Annotated in this window: 18 protein-coding genes and 1 pseudogene; 4 read left to right on the top strand and 15 right to left on the bottom strand. The window is 71.0% G+C overall.

From position 1 onward, the window contains the following. The first annotated feature begins 52 nt into the window (after positions 1–52). The gene (locus GA0074692_RS11800) at positions 53–796 is read left to right on the top strand and encodes a GNAT family N-acetyltransferase (protein ID WP_091653317.1); all 744 of its coding nucleotides are present in this window, start codon (positions 53–55) and stop codon (positions 794–796) included. Between the two features lie 125 nt (positions 797–921). On the opposite strand, the gene GA0074692_RS11795 is transcribed toward GA0074692_RS11800, so the two are convergent. The 5 genes from GA0074692_RS11795 to GA0074692_RS11775 form a co-directional block, all read right to left on the bottom strand. Further along, positions 922–1,557, bottom strand: a complete 636-nt coding sequence (locus tag GA0074692_RS11795; RefSeq protein WP_176738415.1) for a LysE family translocator — start codon at positions 1,555–1,557, stop codon at positions 922–924. A 51-nt stretch (positions 1,558–1,608) separates the two neighbouring features. After that, a complete protein-coding gene (locus GA0074692_RS11790) occupies positions 1,609–3,015 on the bottom strand; it encodes an ABC transporter substrate-binding protein (RefSeq protein ID WP_091643297.1) in 1,407 nt (468 codons plus the stop codon). Between the two features lie 20 nt (positions 3,016–3,035). Further along, the gene (locus tag GA0074692_RS11785; RefSeq protein WP_091643293.1) at positions 3,036–3,869 is read right to left on the bottom strand and encodes a carbohydrate ABC transporter permease; all 834 of its coding nucleotides are present in this window, start codon (positions 3,867–3,869) and stop codon (positions 3,036–3,038) included. Further along, positions 3,866–4,813: a carbohydrate ABC transporter permease gene (locus tag GA0074692_RS11780; RefSeq protein WP_218106633.1), complete on the bottom strand. Its 948-nt coding sequence runs from the start codon at positions 4,811–4,813 to the stop codon at positions 3,866–3,868. Before GA0074692_RS11780 ends, GA0074692_RS11785 begins: the two co-directional genes overlap by 4 nt. 256 nt (positions 4,814–5,069) lie before the next feature. Then, on the bottom strand, positions 5,070–6,230 hold the full coding sequence (locus GA0074692_RS11775; RefSeq protein WP_245730275.1) for a low temperature requirement protein A: 1,161 nt from the start codon (positions 6,228–6,230) through the stop codon (positions 5,070–5,072). A 925-nt stretch (positions 6,231–7,155) separates the two neighbouring features. Here GA0074692_RS11775 and GA0074692_RS11770 point away from each other — a divergent pair. The 3 genes and pseudogenes from GA0074692_RS11770 to GA0074692_RS11760 all read left to right on the top strand — a co-directional run bounded on the left by GA0074692_RS11770 (position 7,156) and on the right by GA0074692_RS11760 (position 9,898). Then, the gene (locus tag GA0074692_RS11770; RefSeq protein WP_091643285.1) at positions 7,156–7,761 is read left to right on the top strand and encodes a hypothetical protein; all 606 of its coding nucleotides are present in this window, start codon (positions 7,156–7,158) and stop codon (positions 7,759–7,761) included. A gap of 292 nt (positions 7,762–8,053) precedes the next feature. After that, a complete protein-coding gene (locus GA0074692_RS11765) occupies positions 8,054–8,470 on the top strand; it encodes an SCP2 sterol-binding domain-containing protein (protein ID WP_091643280.1) in 417 nt (138 codons plus the stop codon). Further along, positions 8,467–9,898: pseudogene (locus GA0074692_RS11760) on the top strand (amylo-alpha-1,6-glucosidase). Before GA0074692_RS11765 ends, GA0074692_RS11760 begins: the two are co-directional and overlap by 4 nt. Positions 9,899–9,990: 92 nt before the next feature. Here the strand turns inward: GA0074692_RS11760 and GA0074692_RS11755 are convergent. From GA0074692_RS11755 to GA0074692_RS36490, 10 genes are all read right to left on the bottom strand, one after another. Next, positions 9,991–12,468: an ABC transporter permease gene (locus tag GA0074692_RS11755; RefSeq protein ID WP_091643276.1), complete on the bottom strand. Its 2,478-nt coding sequence runs from the start codon at positions 12,466–12,468 to the stop codon at positions 9,991–9,993. Position 12,469: 1 nt separating this feature from the next. Further along, entirely contained in the window at positions 12,470–13,252 is a 783-nt protein-coding gene (locus GA0074692_RS11750; RefSeq protein WP_091653312.1) for an ABC transporter ATP-binding protein, read from the bottom strand. Between the two features lie 149 nt (positions 13,253–13,401). Then, a complete protein-coding gene (locus GA0074692_RS11745; RefSeq protein ID WP_091643273.1) occupies positions 13,402–14,067 on the bottom strand; it encodes a response regulator in 666 nt (221 codons plus the stop codon). Next, a complete protein-coding gene (locus tag GA0074692_RS11740) occupies positions 14,064–15,359 on the bottom strand; it encodes a sensor histidine kinase (RefSeq protein ID WP_091643268.1) in 1,296 nt (431 codons plus the stop codon). The genes GA0074692_RS11745 and GA0074692_RS11740 overlap by 4 nt, the downstream gene beginning before the upstream one ends. A 26-nt stretch (positions 15,360–15,385) precedes the next feature. Further along, positions 15,386–16,315 carry a DUF817 domain-containing protein gene (locus GA0074692_RS11735; protein ID WP_091643264.1) on the bottom strand — a complete coding sequence of 310 codons (930 nt, stop codon included), beginning with the start codon at positions 16,313–16,315 and terminating at the stop codon, positions 15,386–15,388. After that, positions 16,300–16,506 carry a helix-turn-helix domain-containing protein gene (locus GA0074692_RS11730; RefSeq protein WP_026874506.1) on the bottom strand — a complete coding sequence of 69 codons (207 nt, stop codon included), beginning with the start codon at positions 16,504–16,506 and terminating at the stop codon, positions 16,300–16,302. The genes GA0074692_RS11735 and GA0074692_RS11730 overlap by 16 nt, the downstream gene beginning before the upstream one ends. Then, entirely contained in the window at positions 16,506–16,985 is a 480-nt protein-coding gene (locus tag GA0074692_RS11725) for a DUF2975 domain-containing protein (RefSeq protein ID WP_091643260.1), read from the bottom strand. The genes GA0074692_RS11730 and GA0074692_RS11725 overlap by 1 nt, the downstream gene beginning before the upstream one ends. 61 nt (positions 16,986–17,046) lie before the next feature. Next, a complete protein-coding gene (locus tag GA0074692_RS11720; RefSeq protein ID WP_091643256.1) occupies positions 17,047–18,510 on the bottom strand; it encodes a GTPase family protein in 1,464 nt (487 codons plus the stop codon). Next, complete coding sequence (locus GA0074692_RS11715; RefSeq protein WP_245730273.1) at positions 18,507–20,357, bottom strand: dynamin family protein; 1,851 nt, start codon at positions 20,355–20,357, stop codon at positions 18,507–18,509. Before GA0074692_RS11715 ends, GA0074692_RS11720 begins: the two co-directional genes overlap by 4 nt. A 108-nt stretch (positions 20,358–20,465) precedes the next feature. Beyond that, positions 20,466–21,344: an IniB N-terminal domain-containing protein gene (locus GA0074692_RS36490; protein ID WP_091643252.1), complete on the bottom strand. Its 879-nt coding sequence runs from the start codon at positions 21,342–21,344 to the stop codon at positions 20,466–20,468. Positions 21,345–21,548 lie beyond the last annotated feature (204 nt).

The raw sequence follows: 21,548 nt of genomic DNA, 5'->3' as shown, positions 1-21,548 counted from the left end.
GCCGACGAAAAGTCAGTGCGGCCTCGCCAACAGCGACGATACGGTGCTGCACATGGATCTTGAGGTGTACTCGCTGGCGCAGCGACCGGAACTCGCCCCGCTGCTCGAGGACTTCGACGGCGCCTGGCCGGAGTTCATGACCTGGGATCCCATCGCGTCGCTGTACTACGCCGTCGCCGACGAGGTCTACCCCGAGTTCGTGCTGGTGGCCATCGACCCCGCCAACCCCGGCCGCGCGCTCGCCCGTGCTTACAGCGTTCCGCTGGCCTGGGACGACGCCGAACCGCTGCCGCCCGGCGGCTGGGACCGCGTGGTGCAACGCGCCACCCTCAACCGGCTCGCCGGCACGAAGGCGACCATCGTCTCGGCGCTGGAGATCTGCATCCAACCCGACCAGCGCGGCCGTGGCCTGTCCGCACGCATGCTGGAGGAGATGCGCGACCACACCGTCCGACTGGGCTACCACACCCTCGTCGCCCCGGTACGACCCAGCGGCAAGCACACCCGCCCCGACGAGGCCATGACCACGTACGTCGCGCGGACTCGGGCCGATGGTCTCCCCGAGGACCCGTGGCTCCGCACCCACGTACGTGCCGGCGGCCACATCGAGTCGATCGCCCCGCGCTCCATGACCATCCCCGGAACCCTCGCGGAGTGGCGTGCCTGGACGGGTCTGCCCTTCGACACCACCGGCCCGGTGCACGTTCCCGGTGCCCTCGCCCCCGTGCACTGCGACACCACCCACGACTACGCCGTGTACGTCGAACCCAACGTGTGGGTCCGCCACCCCCTGTGACCCGCGCTCGTCGCGGCGCCCCTGACCATCCCGTCGATCATGGAGTTGTGGCACCTGATTGGTGGCATTTGTGAGCCTTGTGAGGTGCCCGAAGTCCATGATCGACGGGGTGGGCGCGGGGCTGCTCAACGCGCCTCGGCCGCGACGCGCACGCCGAAGCCGATCAGTACGCAGCCGGTGACCCGGTCCAGCACGGTGCGGACTCCGGGCCGCCCCAGCACGGACCTGGACCTCGACAGAACGGCTGCGTATCCGACCAGCCAGGCAAGCGAGAGGACCGCGTGGGTGAGGACGAGCAGAGGCAGCCACAGACGGGGTGAACCACCAGCGGGAACCAGCGACGGCAGCAGGCCGGTGTAGAAGACGGCGATCTTGGGGTTGAGCACGTTCGTGAGCAGGCCGCTGCGGGCGGCGTGACCAGCCTCCGCCGGCCGCGCGTCCGTGGGAAGGCTGTCTCGCCGGCGGCTGCGCCACAGCATCCGGACGCCCATTCCGACGAGGAAGACTGCGCCAGCGAGCTTCACGACCGTGTACGCGGTGGCTGACGCGGCCAGCACAGCGGCGAGTCCCACCACGGTCAGTACGCCCCAGGCGGCCAGCCCACCGACCACGCCCACCGCCGCCCGCGCTCCGGCCGCGACACCGCCACCGAGGGCGAAGCGCGTGACGACCGCGACGTCCGGGCCCGGCAGGAGCGTCAACAGCACCAGCGCGCCGACTGCGGCCAGGTAGAAGGTGAACACCCGTCCAGTATTCGACATCGAGCCGGTCCGCTGGCCCAGCGCGCGGGTGGGCCAGCGGACCGGGGTCGGTCAGGCCACCGACTTGTTGTAGCTGTCGATCGCCGGCTGGACGCTCGTGGCGGCGTCCTTCATGGCCTGCTCGGCGGGCTTGGTGCCGACGATGGCCGCCTCCAGCCCGTCCTCGGCGGCCTTACGCGCCTGCGGCATCACGCCGAGCAGACAGCCGGCCGAGGCGACCGACGGCGGCAGCGAGTGCAACTGGTCCACGGCGGTGCGGAACTGCGGGTACTTCGTCACCCATGCCTTGTCGACCTGGTCCAGCGCCCGCACGTTGATCGGCACGTAGCCGGTGCCGGTGTGCCACTGGGCCTGCGGGGTGGCGTCGGCGGAGAACTTGGCGAACTCCCAGGCGGCCCGCTTCTCGGCGGCGCTGTGCCCGACCCCGTTGATCCAGAGCGACGCCCCGCCGATGATCGGTCCGCCGGTGGAGGCGTCCGACACCTTCGGGTACGGGGCGGTCAGGACGGTGAACTTGCCCGCCGCCGCGTCGACGTAGCCGCGCAGCACGCTGGTCGACTCCAGGTGCATGGCGACCGTCCCGGCCTTGAAGGCCGCCTGGGCGTCGTCGGTCTTCCGGCCGGTGTTCGTCGCGTACCCGTTGCGGACCAGGTCCGCCCACCACTGGGCGACCTGCACCGCCGCCGGCTGGTCGAACTGCACCCGGGTGGCGAGCTTCTCGCGTCCGTTGCCGTTGTCGCAGTACTCCTTGCCGTCGGTGGCGAGGAGCTGTTCGAGCAGCCAGCCGTAGATGGCCGCACCGAAGCCGAACTGGGTGGTCTTGCCGCTGGCGTCCTTCACGGTGAGCTTCTTGGCCAGCTCGCCGATCTCGGCGAGGGTCTTCGGTGGCTTGGTCGGGTCGAGCCCGGCGGACTCGAACGCCTCCTTGTTGAGGTACAGCAGGGGGGTGGAGGTGTTGAACGGCATCGACCAGAGCTTGCCGTCGACCGAGTAGTAGCTGGCGATGTTCGGTTCGATGTCGCCGGCGTCGAACTTGTCCTTCTCGATGAACCGGTGCATCGGCACGACCTGCTTCGAGTCGACCATGAAGCGGCTGCCGATGTCGTACACCTGAACCAGGGCGGGGGTGCTCTTCTGCTGCACCGACGCCTTGTACTTGGCGATCGTCTCGTCGTAGCTGCCCTGGTAGACCGCCTTGACCTCGATCTTGCCGCCGTTGGCGGCGTTGAAGTCGGCGACCAGCTTGTCCACGGCGGTGGCGTTCGCGCCCTTCATCGAGTGCCAGAACTCGACGGTCGTCTTCCCGTCGGCGTTGTTGAGCGCCTCGGCGCCCGGCGCATTCAGGGCGTCGGATGCCTCGCCGCCGGACTCGGCGCCGCCGCAGCCGGCGACCAGCGCGGTGGCGGTGAGCAGGGCGAGGATGACTGCGCCGGTACGGCGTGGTCGGGGAAGTGCCATTGCCTCTCCTCGGTGGGGGTTCAACGCAGTGCGCCCGCGGTGAGACCACGGACGATGTACCGCTGGCCGAAGATCACGACGGCCAGGGTGGGGAGCAGGGAGAGCGCGACGCCGGCCAGGATCAACCCCGGCTGGGCCGCCTCAGCATCGTTGAGCTGGGAGATCCCGATCTGGAGGGTCTGGTACTCGGGATCCCGGATGAGGATCAGTGGCCAGAAGTACTGGTTCCATGCGGAGAGGAAGACGTACACCCCGACCGCCGCGATGGACGGCTTGGACAGCGGCACCACCACCCGCCAGAGCAGCCGCCAGTGCCCGCAACCGTCGATCACGGCCGCGTCGCGCAGTTCGCCGGGGAACTGGAGGAACGCCTGGCGCAGCAGGAAGGTGCCGAATGCCGAGGCGAGGAACGGCAGCACCAGGCCGAGGTAGGTCAGCCCACCACGGGCCAGTCCCCAGTCCGAGATGGCCAGGTAGTTGGGGATGATGATGCTCTCCCACGGGACCATCAGCGTGGCCAGGAAGAGCGCGAAGGTCGCCGCCTTCGCCGGCATCCGCAGGAACGCGAAGGCGTACGCGGCGAGGATGCTGGTCACCACCTGGGCGAGGGTGATCACGCCGGCCTGCACGGCGGAGTTGACGTAGAACCGGCCCAGGGGCACGGCGTCGAACACGTCGCCGAAGTTCTGCCAGTGCAGGGCGTGCGGCACCAGCGCCGGGGGATAGGTGGCCAGGTCGCCGGGGCCCATCACGGCACCGGCGAACGCGTAGTAGACCGGGAACAGCACCGGGACGAGCGCCAGTCCGAGGACGACGTAGACGGCGATCCGGCCGGGCGAAATACGTCGGCTCATCGGTAGTGCACCCGCCGTTCCAGGACGCCGAACTGGATGGCCGTGCAGATCAGCATGATCAGCAGCAGCACGACCGCCTGGGCGCTCGCCGCACCGAAGTCGGCGGAGCCGAACGCGAACGCCTCCTCGTAGATGGAGTAGACCAGGGTGGTGGTGGCGTCGTCCGGCCCGCCCTTGGTGAGGATGTGGATCTGGCCGAAGCTCTGCAGCGCGTGGATCGTGGAGACCACGACGAGGAAGAACAGTTGCGGGGAGAGCAGCGGGATGGTGACGCTGGTGGCGAGCCGCCAGCCGGTCGCGCCGTCGAGCCGGGCCGCCTCGACGACCTCCTGCGGGATGGCCGCCACGCCGGCGGAGAGCACCAGCACGTTGTACCCGAGGTTCATCCAGACCGTGGCGAGGCCGACGGCGGGCAGGGCGATGGAGGGGTCGGTGAGCCAGTTGACCCGGTCGACGCCGACCGCGCCGAGCATCCCGTTGGCGATGCCGATGGCCGGGTTGTAGATCACCGCGAACACCACGGAGGCGGTGGCCACCGAGAACGCGAACGGCAGCGCGAAGGCGGTGCGCAACGCCCGTACGCCCCGGATGCGCGACTCCAGCAGCAGCACCACCACCAGCGCGCCGAGCACCGCCGGTAGGACGCTGATCAGGGTGAACATCGCGGTGGTGCCGAGCACCCCGAGGAATTCGCCGGACAGCATTTCCGTGTAGTGGGCGAAGCCGACGTAGGCGCTCGGTGCGCCGAAGATGTCATTGCCGTGGGTGGACAGGTAGAAGGTCCGTCCGAGCGGCCAGAAGATGAACAGGGCGAAGACCGCGACCGATGGCAGGAGCAGCAACCAGGACAGGCCACGCTCGCCACGTGGCCGGCCGGGCGTGGGGGCGCCGGCGGTCGCGGCCGCCGTGGTCCCGGCGTCTTCGACGACCGTAGGGGGAGGCACCGCCGCACCCTACCAACGGTTTCCCTTGAAAAAATGCTCCGGACACCTCTGCGTTACCTGACAGCAACCTTCATGCTCTGGGTGCCCGATGTCGCGGCCGTCCCGTTTCCGGAGTTCAGGTGGGGGAAACGTCGGTCGATGGCCCGGTCGGTGGGTCGGGCGCCGGGGATTCGTCCACGACATTGACGTACGCGAGAGTGGGGTCGACCCGGTCCGGCGTCCCGGATGGCGGGCGCACGTATGACGTGAAGCCGGATCAGAAGGGTGGTCTGGCGGGCTCCGGTGGCCGGCCGTGTGCGCGTCGGGCATCGGCCACCGCGGCGGCGAGCAGCACCGCGGCGGCGAGCCCCGACGCGGCGACGGGCGGTGCGAACGTGAGCAGCGGGTAGGGCAGGATGAGCGCCGCGAGGGTCACCAGGCGGGCTGGGGAGACCCGGCCGAAGACCTCGTATTCGAAGCGGGCGCGCCCGGCGATGAACAGAGCCGGACCGAGCAGGACGGGTGCGATCCAGGTCGCCGGGGCGTGGCCGACGGGGTGTTGGATGGTGATCTCGTAGCCGAGGGCGGTGGTCACCACTCCGATGATCATGACGAGATGGGTGGTGGCGGCGGACCTGCCGATGGCCGACGGCTTGTTCGAGTGGGCGATGGCCTCGGGGAGGATCCGCCCGGCGCGGTGGTAGTAGACGCGCCAGAGCAGGGCCGAGGTGATCGCGGCGGTCGCGAAGGCGAGGGTGTGCTCCAGATTGAAGGGGCCGGTGCTGTAGGACACGCCGATCACCAGGATCGTCTCGCCCAGGGCGATGAGGAAGAACTGTTGGTACCGCTCGGCGAGGTGTTCCGCGGCGATGTCCCACCGGGCGGTCGCGGAGCGTCCCAGCCCGGGTACGGGCCACCCGTACCGTTCGGCCGCGTACTCGATCGCGAGCGCGAGCGCCCACAGCGTGATCAACGTACGCCCGTCGACGAACGCCCCGACGATCCACAACGCGCCGATGACGCCGTACGTGACCAACATCCGCCATTTCAGCAGTCGTCGCCCCTGCTCGCGGAGCGAGAGCCGGAGCACCAGGGGCCGGGCGACCTGGCCGATGACGTAGGCCATCGCGAACGCTTCGGCGTAGCCGTGGAACGCCTGCGGAACGGCCACTCCCATCACCAGCCCGGCCCCGAGTGCGACGGCGACCACCGCCTGGATGGCGTTCGACTCCGGGTCGTAGCGGCTGGTCGTCCAGGCGGTGCCCTGCCACAGCGCGTACAGGGCCAACAGCAGCAGGAGGGTCTTCCCGGCCCCAGGCAGCGCCCGTGACCACATGCTGCCCCCCGGCTCGACCACAAGGTCCTCGAACGCCCGGGCGACGATCCGCGTCAACGCGAACACGAACACCAGGTCGAAGAAGAGCTCGAGGAACGTCACTCGCGTCGCGTGAGCCTGCGCGGGCAGCGGCTCGGCAACCCTACGTCTCCACATGACCACCAGACCCCCCGCTGCCTGAGGCAGTCGTAACACACCGAGTGACGGACACACCGCCAAATCCGGGCGCGAGACCAACCTCAGCGACTGCCTCGTCCGGGCGGACGTCACCGCTGTCCCCGTTATTGGTCTGCCACGGCCCCTGGGTCGACCCTGCCAGCGAGGCGGCGGCCTGGTGGGGGGAATGGCGGTGGGGGCGGTTCGGGGCCTGGAGTTGTTGGGCACCGCCGAGGCGCGACGGTTGCTGTGGCAGTGGCGTCAGGGTGGGTGTCGGCCGGGAGCCGTTGCCGGGCCGGCTGCTTGATCCACTCCATTACGCCGAAACGGCGGTGTCTGGCGTTCTTGGCAGCCCCATTTCGCCGAAACGGAGTCGATCAGCTGGGGCCGGCTGCTTGATCGACTCCGGTTGCGGCAAGTTGGGGTCACCCGGGCCGTGGAGACCCCGACATGCCGCAAATTGAGGGCCGGGCCGAGGGACGGGCCGGCGGCGGACGGTCCGGCGTCCGGCGGGCGCGTCGGCGGACGGGGCCGGTCGGCGGCGGACGGGGCGGGCGGCCGGTGGGAATGGCGGCGGGGGTGGGGTGGTTGTATCCCCCGTGCGGCTGTGACCCCGCCCCTGGTGAGTGGGCGGGTGGGCCGGGCCCCCGGGGAATGGGGGCGGCCGGTTGGTCGTTATACCTTGTCCGCGCCGATGCAGTGGCCCCCTGTGTGGCGGGCCTGGCGGATCCCCCGATCCCCCTCGTCTGGTGCGGTGAGTATCCCCCTGGATCTTTCTCAGAGCGCCCTTACGTGTGGTGCTTACGCGCTTGTCCGGTATCTGCCGAGATGGCCGGCTGTGGTGCGTCGACCCCCGAACGGAGCTTTGATCATGAACAAGCTTATCGAGCGTGGTGTGCTGTCCATTGCCGGTCTGACCGCTGTGGTGGGTATGGCGGCTGGTTCGGGTCTGTCGCAGGACGTGACTCCGGCAGTGACGACGAAGCCGGTGGCGGCGACGCAGCAGGTGTCGGCGGACAGTGGCAAGCAGGTGTCGATGGACAAGTTGCTGCCCAACGGTGTGCCTGGTGGGCAGTCGGCGATTCCGCTGAACGGTGAGCAGAAGGACAACGCGAAGGCGATCGTCGAGGCGACGAAGAAGGCCGGGATGGACGAGCGGGCCGCTGTGGTGGCGATCGCGACGAGCTTGCAGGAGTCGAAGTTGGAGAACCTGGGTCATCTGGGTGACCGCAACGACCATGACTCGCAGGGTCTGTTCCAGCAGCGTCCGTCGAGTGGGTGGGGCACGGTGGAGCAGATCACCGACCCGGAGTACGCGACGACCGCGTTTTTGAACGGGTTGAAGGGTGTGGACGGCTGGGAGGACATGCCGCTCACTGAGGCCGCGCAGACGGTGCAGGTGTCGGCGTACCCCGACCACTACGCGCAGTGGGAGAAGCAGGCCGCTGACCTGGTCGCCGAACTCTGGACCAAGTGACGACAGCACCGAGTCACGACAGGGCCAAGTCACGATAAGACCAAGTCACGATAAGACCAAGTCACGACAGGACCGAGTGACGGCCGGGCCAAGTCGCGACAGGACCAAGTGACACACGCACGAGGGCTCCTTCCCGGACGGGAAGGAGCCCTCGTGCTGTTCCCGGGGGTGCGGAGGTCCTGCCGGTTGCCACGGGACCTTGCGTTTCCCCTCAGGGTGATGGTTACCGACGGTACAGCCTGCCTAACTCAGGGACTCGGGTGTCGAGCCACACGGAGACGGCGGGACGAACGTGCAGGAGCGAGCGTGGCCGGACGAGGAAGAACCGCCGTCGGATCCCACCGCCGAATTCTTCCGGCACGTGAGCCAGGAGCACCCGGTCATGCTTCCGGACGACATAACGACGACCCTCCGGATCGATCTGGAACACGACGACGGTCGGACCACCCACTGGTTCATGTCCATCGATCGCGGGAGCATCCGGGTGGTGGAAGAGTGCCGTGCGGCGGACGCTGTGGTGCGGACCAGTAGACAGTTCTTCGATCGGCTCGTCCTCGGTAGGGCGAACCTCTTCGCGGCGCTGGTGCGCAACGAGATCACCAACGATGGCGACGTCACCAGCCTGGCGCACCTCCGGAAGATGCTCACCGGGATGGCGCGCATGCACGACCCGCCCGGGATAAACATCACCGACGGGGGGCCGGGATGAACGGATACGTCAGCAGCCTGGACGGCATCGATTTCGTCGTGAGTGACGGAAATGGCGACATCCACCCCTCGAAGACCTTTCCGACCGGATTCTTCTCGTACGACACCCGCTTTCTCTCGACCTGGCGGTTGACCATCAACGGTGAGCCGTTGAATGCGCTGTCGAAGGACGACCTACAGTATTTCGAGTCCCGCTTCTTTCTCGTGCCCGGTTCGCCCACCCACTACATCGACGCGAAACTGTCCGTCATTCGGCACCGCATGCTCGGTGGCAGTTTCGCCGAGAACCTGACGATCTTCAATCACGGCAGAGAACCGGCGGATCTGACGGTCTCGCTGGAGGTCGCCTGCGACTTCGCGGACCTCTTCGAGATCAAGGACGTGAAGCCGAAGATCGGGCGGGTGAACACCTACATCCGGGACGACCTGCTGCACTTCTGCTACGAGCGGGAGAACCGGCGACAGCGGAATGGTGCGAAACTTCGAGTTCGAGGCACGGTTGGCCCTGAAATGGCTGGACACCTACGCCGACCTGGTGGGCAACGGCTACGTCTGGTACGAACGGCGGAACACCGTCAACGGCCTGGACAACCACTGCTGGAAGGACTCCTGGGACTCCATCTCCTACCGTGACGGGCGGATACCGGAGACCCCCCGAGCCATTTGCGAGATCCAGGGTTACGCCTACGACGCCAAGCGGCGCGCCGCCCGCCTCGCCCGAGAGTTCTGGAACGATCCGGCGTACGCCGACGAACTCGATCGGCAGGCGGACGACCTGAAACGGCGCTTCAGCCGGGACTTCTGGGTCGGCGATGGCGAGTACTACGCGCTTGCCCTCGACCCCGACGGCCGGCCGGTCGACGCGCTCTCCTCGAACGTCGGCCACCTGCTGTGGAGCGGCATCGTCGAACCGGACCGGGCCGGCCGGGTCGTCGAGCACCTCCTCGGCCCCGACCTGTTCTCCGGTTGGGGGATCCGCACCCTCGCCCGGAGCGCGGAACGGTACAACCCCATCGGTTACCACGTCGGCACGGTGTGGCCGTTCGACAACTCGATCATCGCCTGGGGGTTGTGCCGCTACGGCTTCCGACGGGAGGCGAACCTCGTCGCGAAGGCGATCCTGGACGCGTCACGCTACTTCCAGGGACGCCTGCCAGAGGCGTTCGCAGGCTACGACCGGGAACTCACCCGGTACCCGGTCCAGTACCCGACCGCGTGCAGTCCGCAGGCCTGGTCGGCCGGGGCGCCCCTGCTGTTCCTCCGTACGATGCTCGGCCTCGAACCGGACGGCGAGCGGCTGACCTCCGACCCCGTCCTGCCCGATCGGATCGGCCAGATCGACCTGTACGGCATCCCCGGACGCTGGGGAAGGGCCGACGTCGTCACCCGCGACCAGGAAAAGCAGCGTTCGGTCTGGATCGGCAACTGAGTCAACGCGCGCCGGCGGTCGCCCTGCTCGAAAGGCTGGTCGATCGGCTTTGCGGGCGTCGGAGGCCGCCCGGCCCCCGACGCCCCGCGTGCTCACTCGACGCCGAGCGCCTCCACCACCGGCCGGGACAACGCCCGTCGGGCCGGCAGCACGGACGCGGCCAGCGCGGCCAGCACCGCGACGGCGAGGATGCCGCCGAGCTGCCCCCACGGCAGCACCAGGGTGAACTCGCCGCCCAGTTCGGCGAGGAAGGCCATCGCCCCCGCGCTCACCCCGACGCCCAGGGCCACCCCGAGCACCGCGCCGACCAGGGCGGTGAGCACCGCCTCGGCGGCGAGCATGGCGCGCATCCGGCCCCGGGTCAGCCCCACGGCCCGTAGCACCGCGTTCTCCCGGGTGCGTTCCACCACCGACAGGCTCAGCGTGTTGGCCACCCCGACCAGGGCGATCACCACGGCCAGCCCGAGCAGGGCGATCACGAACGCGAGCAGCATGTCCACCGTGCCGGTGAGCATCCGCTTGTACGCCGCCTGGTCCATCAGGTTCACCGTCGGGTACCGGGCCAGCACCGACTCGACCGCGTCCCGCGCGGCGGACGCGGCCACCCCGTCGGCCGGATCGACCTCGGCCAGGTAGCCCCGGACGGCGGGGAACAACCCGGTGAAGTCGGCGGCGCTCACCTCGACCACGTGCCCGGCCGGCACCGGCCCGTCTGTGTTGGACGGGTCGGCGGCGACCACGGCGGCCACCTCGAACGACCGGCCGCCCAGGGTGACCCGGTCGCCGGTCGACCAGCTCCGCTCCCGGGCCAGCTCGCGGTGCACCAGCACCCGACCCGGCCCAAGCCGGTCGACCCGCCCGGAGTCCACCCCGGTCAGGGTGCGGCCGACCAGCGCGGGGTGGGCGGCCCGGAACTCGACGCCGTCGGTCACCTCGCTGCGCTGCTCGTGCACCAACCCCAACTCGGGGCGGCCGGTCAGCTCGTCGACCACTCCGGCGGGCAGGTCCCCACCGATCCCGGTGACCAGGAAGTCCACCCCGACCTGGGCGTCCACGCTGCGTTCGATGGCCGTCTTGGTGCTCTGCGCGCCGACCACGAACGACGTCACCAGACCGATCCCGATGACCAGGGCGGTCGCCGTGGCGGCCACCCGCCGGGGATTGCGGACCGCGTTGGCCACCGCCAGGGCGGCGGTGGTGCCGAAGACCCGCCGGGCAGGGGCGCCGATGACCCGGACCAGTGCCGGTACCAGCACCGGACCGAACAGGACGATGCCCAGGAAGCTCAGCACGCCACCGAGGGCGACCAGCAGGAGCTGCCCGACCGAGGCGGCCCCGACCAGCGCGGCGACCCCGGCACCGAGGACCAGCGCGCCGGCGGTCAGGCGTACCCGCCCGGCGCGGCGGGTCACCTGCACGGCGGCGTCGGTCAACGCGGCCACCGGGGCGACCCGGGTGCCCTGCCAGGCCGGCACGCAGGCCGCACCGACGGTGAGCACGGTCCCGGCGAGCAGACAGCCCAGCACCGTCGTCGCAGTCACCGTGAGGGTGCCGGCCAGTGGCACGTCCAGCGCGGCCAGCACCGCGGTCATCCCCGCCGCCAGGCCGGCGCCGGCCAACACACCGAGCGCCGACGCGGCCAACCCGACCAGCGCCGACTCCAGCAGGGTGGCCCGGAACACCTGGCCCCGGGTGGCGCCGACCAGGCGCAGCAGCGCGGTCCGGCGGGTGCGCTGGGCGAGCACGATGGTGAAGGTGTTGGCGATGACGAACGCGGCCACCACCACCGCCACCCCGGCGAAGGTCAGCAGCACCAGGTTGAACTGGCGCAGGTCGCGGACCGCGTCGGTGACGGCGGCGTCGAGGATCTGCTCCCGGGTGCGCACCGTGCTGCCGGTGCCGGCCACCTCGGCGACCCGGTCGGCCAGGTCACTGGCCGGCACGCCCGGTTCGGCCGCCACCATGATCCGGCCGTACCCGCGCTCGCCGCTGACGGCGAGCGCGTCGACGCCGACCAGACCGATGAACGGCCCACCGACGTCCCGGGTCGTGTCGGCCACGTCGACCGTGCCGACCAGCGTGTACGGGCGGGCCGCCCCACTGGCGCCGCCGATTCGTACCGGCGTGCCGAGGGCGAACCCCTCCTCGGTCACGGTGCCCTCGTCCAGCACCACCTCACCGGGGCGGGCCGGCAGCCGACCGGCCACCACGTCGTACGACTGGAGGGCCGGAGTGGTGGGGACGGCGGCGAGGAAGCCGAAGCCGAGCACCGGGCGGCCGTCGGCGCCGACCACCCCGGCGGTGCCGGTCAGTTCGCCCTCGGCGGCGCGTACCCCGTCGACCGCGCGCACCTTGTCGACCAGGGCGGCCGGGATGGGGTCCTGCTCGGCGTAGACGCCGACGTCGGTGTGCCGGTCGAAGGTGCCGGCCCGCTCGTACGTGCCGGCGCGCATACCGTCGATGAAGATCAACGTGCCAGCGACGAAGGCCACGCCGAGCACCACGGCCAGCGCGGAGAGCAGCATCCGCAGTGCCTCGGCGCGCAGTGAGCGCAGGGTCAGGCGGAACACGTCACCACCCCCGCGCGTCGCCGGCGGTGGCCGGGTCGAGGTGGGCCAGCGTGTCGAGAACCCGTTCCGGGGTCGGCGCGGTCAACTCCCGCACCAGCCGGCCGTCGGCGAGGAAGACCACCCGGTCGGCATGGGCGGCGGCGACCGGGTCGTGGGTCACCATCACCACCGTCTGCCCGAGGGTGTCCACCGCCTCGCGGAGCAGCCGCAGCACCTCCGCGCTGGCCCGGGAGTCCAGGTTGCCGGTGGGCTCGTCGGCGAAGATCACCCACGGCTTCGTGACCAGGGCCCGGGCCACCGCGACCCGCTGCTGCTGGCCGCCGGAGAGCTCGGCCGGACGGTGCCGCAGCCGCTCGGTCAACCCGACCGCCGCGACCACCTGCCGCAGCCACGCCGGGTCGGGGCGCCGGCCGGCGATGGCCAGCGGCAGCACGATGTTCTCCTCGGCGGTGAGCGCCGGCAGCAGGTTGAACTTCTGGAACACGAAGCCGACCCGGTCCCGGCGCAGCAGGGTGAGCCGACGGTCGTCCAGCTGGGCCAGCTCGGCGTCGCCGATGCGCACCGACCCGGCGGTGGCCCGGTCCAGGCCGGCCAGGCAGTGCATCAGCGTCGACTTGCCGGAACCGGACGGCCCCATGATCGCGGTGAACCGGCCGGCGGTGAAGTCGACGTCGACGCCGTCGAGGGCGACGACGGCGGCCTGGCCGGTGCCGTACCGCTTGGTCAGGCCCCGGGCGGTGACGGCCACCCCGGCGACGGCGTGGACGGGTGGTGCGACGGACACGTGCTGCTCCCCGTACAGATGGAAGGTCTCGGACGTCTCCGACGCTATGGCCGGCACCGGTCCACCGAGATCAACCCGTACGCTCGACTCCCGTCCACCCCGGGTCGCCCACGCCGCGCGGCCCCGTACGCCTCAGGTCGTACGCCGGGTCAGCCGCCGGGGGTGACCAGGCCACTCTCGTACGCCAGCACCACCGCCTGCACCCGGTCGCGGAGCTGGAGCTTGGCCAGGATCCGGCCGACGTGCGTCTTCACCGTCGCCTCGGCCACGTGCACCCGGGCGGCGATCTCCGCGTTGGACAGGCCCTGCGCCACCAACAGCAGGACCTCCCGTTCCCGCTCGGTGAGCTGGGCCAGCCGGGGGTCCTCGGTGGGGCCGGTGCCGAGCTGCCCGGCGAACCGGTCGAGCAGCCGCCGGGTGATCGACGGGGCGACCACCGAGTCGCCCCGGGCCACCACCCGGATCGCGGCGAGCAGTTCCTCCGGCGGGACGTTCTTGAGCAGGAAGCCGCTGGCCCCGGCGCGCAGCGCGGCGAACGCGTCGGCCTCGGTGTCGAAGGTCGTCAACACCAGCACCCGGGGCGACCCGGTCGGGCGGTCGGCGCAGAGCCGCCGGGTGGCCTCCACCCCGTCCATGGTCGGCATCCGGATGTCCATCACCACCACGTCCGCCTCGACCCGGGACAGCACCCGCAGCGCGTCCGCACCGTCGATCGCCTCGCCGACCACCGCCAGGTCGGGCTGGGAGCCCAGCACCATCCGGAACCCGGCGCGGACCAGCGCCTGGTCGTCCACGATCACCACCCGGACCGTCACGCCGCGATCACCTCCGTCGTGGGGGCCGACGGCAGTGGCAGCCGCGCCCGTACCTGCCACCCGCCGGCCAGCCGGGGCCCGGCGATCAGGCTGCCGTCGTACACCGACACCCGCTCGCGCATGCCGACCAGGCCGTGCCCGCCGGATGGCGCCGGGGTGACCGCCGGACGGCCCTGCCCGTCGTCGACCACGCCGAGCACGACGGCGTCGGCGACGTGTTCCAGGGTGACCTCGACGACGGCACCGACGCCGGCGTGCTTGAGCGTGTTGGTCAGCGCCTCCTGCACCAGCCGGTACACGGTCAGATCCAGGGCCTGCGGCAGCGTTCCGGGCGGGCCGTCGACGGTGTACCGCACGCGCAGCCCGGCGGCGCGGAACCGGTCCAGCAGGGCGGGCAGTTCGCCCACCGAGGGCCGCCGGTGCACCGGCTCGGCGACCAGTCCCGCAGTCGGTGGCGGGGCGCCCCCGGCGGCACGCTCGCCGGTGCCATCCGCGCGGTCGACCAAGGTCCCGGCGTCCGGATTGGCTGGATCGCCGGGTCCGGGCTCGGCCGGGCTCGGCTCGCGCAGGACGCCCACCAGGCGGCGCATGTCATCGAGGGCCTGCCGGCCGGTGTCCGCCACGATCCGGACGGCGTTGCGGGCGGTCTCCGGACTCTGGTCGATCATGTACCGGGCCCCGTCCGCCTGGACGATCATGACGGCCATGCTGTGCGCCACCACGTCGTGCAGCTCACGGGCGATCCGGGTGCGTTCCTCGGCCACCGCTGCCCGCGCCTCAGCCTCCCGTTCCCGCTCCAGGGTCGCCGCCCGCTCCTCCAGGCTGAGCACGTACAGCCGGCGGGTGCGCACGTTCAGCGCCGCCAGCCACACCGCCCCGGTCACCAGCCCGTAGTAGATGGCCGGGAAGTACCACTCGACCTGCGACGGGGTCTGCACGGCGGCGAGGACCACCCCGATCGCGGCGACGACTCCGGCGACGATCCCGGCGCGCAGCTGTTCGGCGTACTTGACCACGCTGTACAGGGCGACCAGCACCGCCAGGTCGTACGGCAGCGCGCCCCAGCCGAACGCGACCTGGGTGATCGCCAGCGCCGCCACCACGACGGTGACCGCCACCGGCCGGCGCCGCCGCCACACCAGGGCCGCCGCCATCACCAGGCCGACGACGGCCGCCGCCCAGCCGCCGGCCTGCGTGGTCGCGGCGGCGAGCGCGAGGAGCGCCACCGCGCCGACGACGGCCAGGTCGAAGACGACGCTGCGTAATGGCAAGCCCAGGATCCTGCGGGTCATCGTGACCCAGCGTACGGGTTCCCCGGCTACGGCCCGCTCGGCCCCTCGGGCCGGGTGGCACCGACCACGGCGGCGTCCGGTTCTGCGGCCGGCGGTGGGTCGTCGGGCGGCTGGGGCGGCGAGATCCAGGTGACCAGCACGACCGAGATGATCATGAGAAGGAACCACGACGCGAGCTTCGCCGGCGAGACGAGGTGCCAACCGCCCACCTGGCTGGGGTAGAGCCAGGCGTTCGACCAGGTGGCGATGTTCTCCGCGAGCCAGATGAAGAAGGCGACGAGGAGGAAGGCGAGCAGCAGCGGCATGCGCCACCGGAACCGGAGGATGCGGAACTGCATGACACAGCGGCCGAACACCAGCGCGACGATGGCGACGAGCAGCCAGCGGATGTCGTAAACGTAGTGGTTGGTGAAGAAGTTGACATAGATCGCGGCGGCCAGGACAGCCGTGACCCAGCGTTTCGGGTAGCGGGCGAAGCGCAGGTCGAACAGCCGGTTGACCCGGACCATGTACGAGCCGACCGCCGCGTACATGAAGCCGCTGAACAGGGGCACGGCACCGATCCGCAGCACGCCGTCCGGCTCGTAGGTCCACGATCCGACGTGGGTCTTGAACACCTCCATCACCGTGCCGACCACGTGGAACAGGATCACCACCCGCAGCTCACGGAGGGTTTCCAGCCGCCCGGCCACCATCGCGATCTGGATGGCCACCGCGGTGAGGGTCAGGAAGTCGTTGCGGGCGAGCACGGCGTCGTCCGGGTACGCCAGGTGCGCCGCGAAGATGACCGCCAGCATCGCCCCGCCGAAGACGCACGCCCACGCCTGTTTCAGCCCGAACGCCACGAACTCGGTCAGCCAGGCGGCTGGCCCGTGCCGGGGGAGCCGGGCCAGGATCGCGTGGGCGCGGGCGTCGATCGAGCGTTCGGTGGTGGTCAGGGTCACTCGTCGACCCATTCGAGCAGGTCACCGGGCTGACAGTCGAGCACCCGGCACATGGCCTCCAGGGTGCTGAACCGGACCGCCTTGGCGCGGCCGTTCTTCAGCACCGCCACGTTCGCCGGCGTGAGCCCGACGCGTTCGGCGAACTCGCCGACGCTCATCTTGCGTTTGGCCAGCTCGACGTCGATGCGGACGACGATGGGCATCAGATCACCGCTTCCATGTCGGTCCGCAGCGTCGTGGCCTGCCGCAGTAGCGCGCGCATCACGATCATCAGGAGTCCCAGCGCGGCGACGCCCACCAGCAACAGGAACAGCAGGAGCGGCAGTCCCGGGTCGGACGCGTGGACGCCGACGTAGAGGAACACGCCCAGCAGCACCGCCCAGGCGGCGACGATCGCCCACACGATGGCGTCCACCCAGACCAGGGACGCGTCGCTGAAGATGCGGTCGTTCCTGACCAGGGTGAGCAGCTTCCAGGTGCACACGATCACCACCTGGACACACAGCACCCAGAACACCGAGATGGCGGTCATCGGCCACCGGAGGTGGGCGAGCTCCGGGGACTCCCGGGCCAGGTGCGCGAACTGTCCGGGCAGGGAGAAGGTCTGGAGCACGACCAGGATCCCGAACAGCAGCAGGAGGAAGACTCTGAGCGGGGCTACCGCTCGATGCTCGGCCAACATGCATCGACTATCGCTTGCATCCTATCGATAGTCAATCGGTCCGGTGATTTCCCCGCAGGGTTCAGTGGGCGTTCAGCGTGGCCACCATCCCCTCGCAGCTGCGCACCACCACCCGCGCCGCCCGTCGCCGTGGCAGGGGCAGCCGCGGGTCGTCGGCCCGGCCCTGCCACTGGCGCAGCGCCTCGAAGGCCAGGCGCCACAACCGGTCCGGTGCGGTGCCGTGCTCGACACCCAGCCGCGCGGCCAGGACCGTGCCGTTGCCGCCCAGCAGGCGCTGGGCCTCCGGGAGGAGGTCGGCGTCGACCTCGGCGGTGCCGGCCTGCAGCGATGCCAGCAGTCGCAGCTCCCGGAAGTCGTGCGTGCTGGCCAGCAGGTGCTCGATCCGGGCGAGCAGCCCGCCGGTGCCGGGTCGGGGCTGGGCCCGCAGCAGGGGCTCCAGGGCCGCCAGCGCGGAGCGCGCCTTCAGCACGTCGCACCGGTCGACGAAGCACCGGCTGACGGCTTCCCGCAGCTCGGTGAAACCGCTGCGGCGGATCAACTCGCCGGAGAGCCGGACCCGGCTGTCGTGACCGGTGCGGATCAGGCTGGTGGCCAGCCGTATCCCGAAGATCCCGAACCGGTCCAGCAGCGCCGCGCGGGTCCCGGCGTCGAGCCCCGTCTGGGGCGTGCCGGCGAGGAACCGGTCCGCCGAGAGCAGCGCCTGCTCCAGTTCCGCGCGGGGCGTGGCGGCCAGCGTCGCCAGGGCGGCGAAGTCGGCCTCGCCCATCACCCGGCCGGCCAGGCCGACCAGGCCGCTCAGCGCGACCACGTTGACGCAGAGCGCGTCGATCCGCGGGTCCCGGCGGAGCCGGCGGGCGAGCTGGCGGGCGGTCACCAGCGCGTCGACGCGGCCGCCGTTGAGTTCGTCGGCCCGGGAGAGCACCAGGAGTACGTGGATCGGCGTGGCCTGGTCCACCATGCTCGTCCGGGTGGCCTGGAGGCTCTGCAGGTCGCTGTCGCGTCCGTCCCGGGTCAGGTACAGCACCGCGTCCGCGTCCCGCAGGATCCGGTCGACGACCGGGGTCCGGCCCTCCGGGCCGGGAGGAGTGACCGGGGGCGTGTCGATCAGGGTGGCCTGGCGTAGCGCGCGGGTCGGCCACTGCACCATGATGTCGTTGACCTCGCCCGGACGCCATCCGACGAGGTCGACGTGCATTCCGGTGGCCGACCTGGTGATGGCGAGTTCCTGGGGCGGCCCGTCCGACGAGTACGCCGTGGCGCGGGGGTGCGGGGCGTCCGCGTACCAGGTGAAGACGGAGCCGCCATCCGGTACCTCGACCGGCGCGACCTCCTCGCCCATGATCGCGTTGAGCATGGTCGACTTGCCCGACTGCCAGGCGCCGGCGATCGCGATGTGCAGCGGCGCCTCCAGCCGGTCGAGCTGGTGCCGGAGCAGGCCGACGGTACGGGGGTCGTCCCGGAAGTGGTCCAGGGCGTCGCGCAACAGTTCGTAGACCGCCTCGTCGAGGCGGGGGACCGGGCTCACGGCTGGGGCTCCAGCGACACCGGCCGGGCCGAGGTGAGCCCCTGCGCCTGCTCGTAGAGGGCGGCGAGCCGCCGCATCCGCTGTTGGATCTCGACCTGCCGCTGCTCGCGGAGGGCGGCGTCGGCGTCCGCCGCCTGCTTGGCGCTACGGAACGAGTGGACGATCGCCTCCTGGAGTTCCTCGGTGAGCCCGGTGAAATGGTCCCGGACCACCCGTTGCACCTGGCGGGCGGTGTCCCGGTAGTCCTTGCTCATCCGGATGAAGAAGTCGTCGACATGCCGCTGGACGGCCGTCTTGACCGTCGCCTGGCGCCGACGCAGCAGGGTCTTGCCCTCGTCCCGGATGCTCTTGCCCGCGAAGACCACGCCCGCCCCGATCGACACCGGGTTGATCATCGGCATCCCGGCCAGCGTCATCGCCAGGCCGAACATCAGCAGTCCACCGTAGGAGCCGCGCATGCCACTGATCACCTTCTGGCTGACCGTGAAGCGGTCGGTGGTCGGGCGCTCCAGCACCGGCAGCCGGTCCAGGGCGTCGTCCGGGGCGGGCACCGGCCACTGTGGTGGGAGGTCGTAGCCGTACCGGGTGAAGTGACCCGCCACCTGCGCCGCGACCCACTCGCACCGCTGGGCGAACCACTGGTGGTTCGCCTCGGCCGCCTCGACGAGGGTGTCGTCCAACCACTCCTGGAAGGTCTCCCAGCCGACCAGCGGATCGGCCCGGTCGAACGCCTCGTCGACCTCGCGCAGAATCGTGCGGGTCCGGTCACGCAGGTCGTACTCGATGTCGGAGAGCAGGCTCGCCATCTCGTCGGAGAGCGTGTTCTGCCACCGGGTCGTACACCGGCGCAGCTCGTCGACCTCGCGCTGCGCCGCGTGCAGCCGGGCGATCGGACCGCTCCGCTCGGGGGAGTCCTGACTGGACAGCTCGGCGCGGAGCGGGGCGGCCAGTTGCTCGATCACCGTCTGGGCGACCAGCGTCACCGACGTACGCGCGAGGCGGTCGGACTTGTCCCGGTGGTCGCGGACGAGCCGCGCGATCAGCGAGGGGAAGCCCGACTCGGCGTTGAGTGCCCGGTCGTCGGTGCCGGCGGCCCGCAGCCGCAGCAGCGCGGAGACCGGGATCAGCGGCGCCGGGATGCCGGCGCTGGCGAGGTGCTGCCGGTTGCGGTCCGCCACCGTCCGCCAGTGCGCCACCAGGTCGGTCTTGGTCTGCACGACCGCCACGTTCGGATGCGACCGTACGACGTGCAGTAGGAGGTTCAGCTCGCCGACGGAGAGTTCCCGGGTCGAGTCCGAGACCACCAGCACCGTGTCGGCGCGGGCGAGCGCGGCCGTCGCGACGGCGCCCCGGACCGTGTCCACCTCGTCGGTGCCCGGCGTGTCGACCAGTACCAGACCGGTGCCGAGCAGCCCTCGGGGCAGCCCGATCTCGACGTGCAGGGCCTCGGTGGCGGGATGGCCGGGTGCCCGTCCAGCGATCTCGGCCGCGACCTGGGCGATCGGTATCGGGGTCCGGGCGGCGGGCAGCGCGGCGGGGCCGGCGGGCCGGCCCGCCGCCGGCAGGGGCGTACGGACCAGGGCGGCGGTGGGGGCCTCGGCGTGCTGGACGACGGTCGGCAACGTGGTGGTGCGGCCGTCGCCGACCGGGCAGGCAGGTGCGTTGACGAGGGCGTTGACGAGCTGACTCTTGCCCTGCTTCGGCTCCCCGATGACCAGGACCCGCAGGGTCGGGTCGAGGAGTTGGGCGCGTCGCTGCCGCAGCCAGTGGAGCAGGTCGCCGCGGTCGTGGGCGGCACACGTCCGGGCGATGTCGTCAAGCACATCGAGCCACATTGGCGCAATCACCGCACCAAGTGTGCGGACTTCAGCGGAATTATCAAGAGGAAGCCGGATACGAACGCTACCGGGCCGGACCGCGCGGAGCGCGATCCGGCCCGGTAGCTGGGCCCCCTCTCAGAGCAGCCCGTCGGTGAGACCCAGCAGGCCACCCCCGGCGGGTGCGCCGTCGTTGATCTCGACACCGCCGCCCAGGTCGCCGCCGACGCCGCCCAGGTTGCCACCCAGGCCGCCGCTCACGCCACCGGTGATCTCCGTGCCGGTGACGCCGTCGACCACCCCACCCACGTGGTCCGTGACGCCACCGACCTGGCCCGTGACACTGTCCACCGTGCCCGGTACGTCCGGGGCGAGCCCGCCGCCGCCGAGCTGGCCACCGAGCCCACCGATGGTGCCCAGCGGGTCACCGCCGAGCAGGCCGTCCACGCCGCCGAGGGGGCCGGTGACCGGGTCGAGCGTGCCGCCGGACGGCGGGAGGACCGGGTTGGTGACGTCGTCGACGAGGTCGTCGACCGCCGGACCGCCGACGAGGTCCGCGTCGAGGGTGTTCACCACGTCGTACGTCGCCGACAGGTCCGCGTCGACGGCGGCCGGACCAGTGCCCACGGTGAGGCCGAACGGCAGCTCCGCCCCGGCGCTGAGGCCGGCCGGGTCGACGCTGATCGCCCCGAGCACGCCCGCGTTGACGTCCACGTTCGTCGCCGGCGTGGTGACGGCGACCTGCTGGGTGACGTTCTGGAGCTGTCCGATCACGTCGGTCGGGTCGGTCACCGGCACGACCGAGCCGAGCTGGTCACCCAGCGGCGCCAGCGAGGTGACCCCCTGGACGGGCGCGTAGTCGACCACGAGCGGAACCACGTCCTGCACGTCCGTCGCCGTGATGTCGGTAAGGCCGGCCTCGCGCAGCGCGCCCTCCGGGTCCAGGTCGAACGCCGACCGGGCGTCGGGGTTGGTGAGCAGGTCGAGCACGAAGTCGTGCAGGGTCTGGGCGGGCATCGGTGGTTCTCCTCAGGGTGTCGCTTCGGTCTGTGGTGACCATGGCGACAGTAGGGACGACCGCACGAACCGGACATCGGGGACGAGCCCCATGTTCGACCGGGCCCCGCCACTAGGGACTGGGGGGTCGTTCGTTAGGGGATTAGGGGCGGCTGACCGTCGGACGTGGGGGGCCAATAATGTACGGGCCCTGATACGAACGGA

The organism is Micromonospora pallida (assembly GCF_900090325.1).
GTDB lineage: Bacteria > Actinomycetota > Actinomycetes > Mycobacteriales > Micromonosporaceae > Micromonospora > Micromonospora pallida.
The sequence above is the reverse complement of the archived record's forward strand: the minus strand, read 5'-3'. Positions and strand labels throughout refer to the sequence as shown.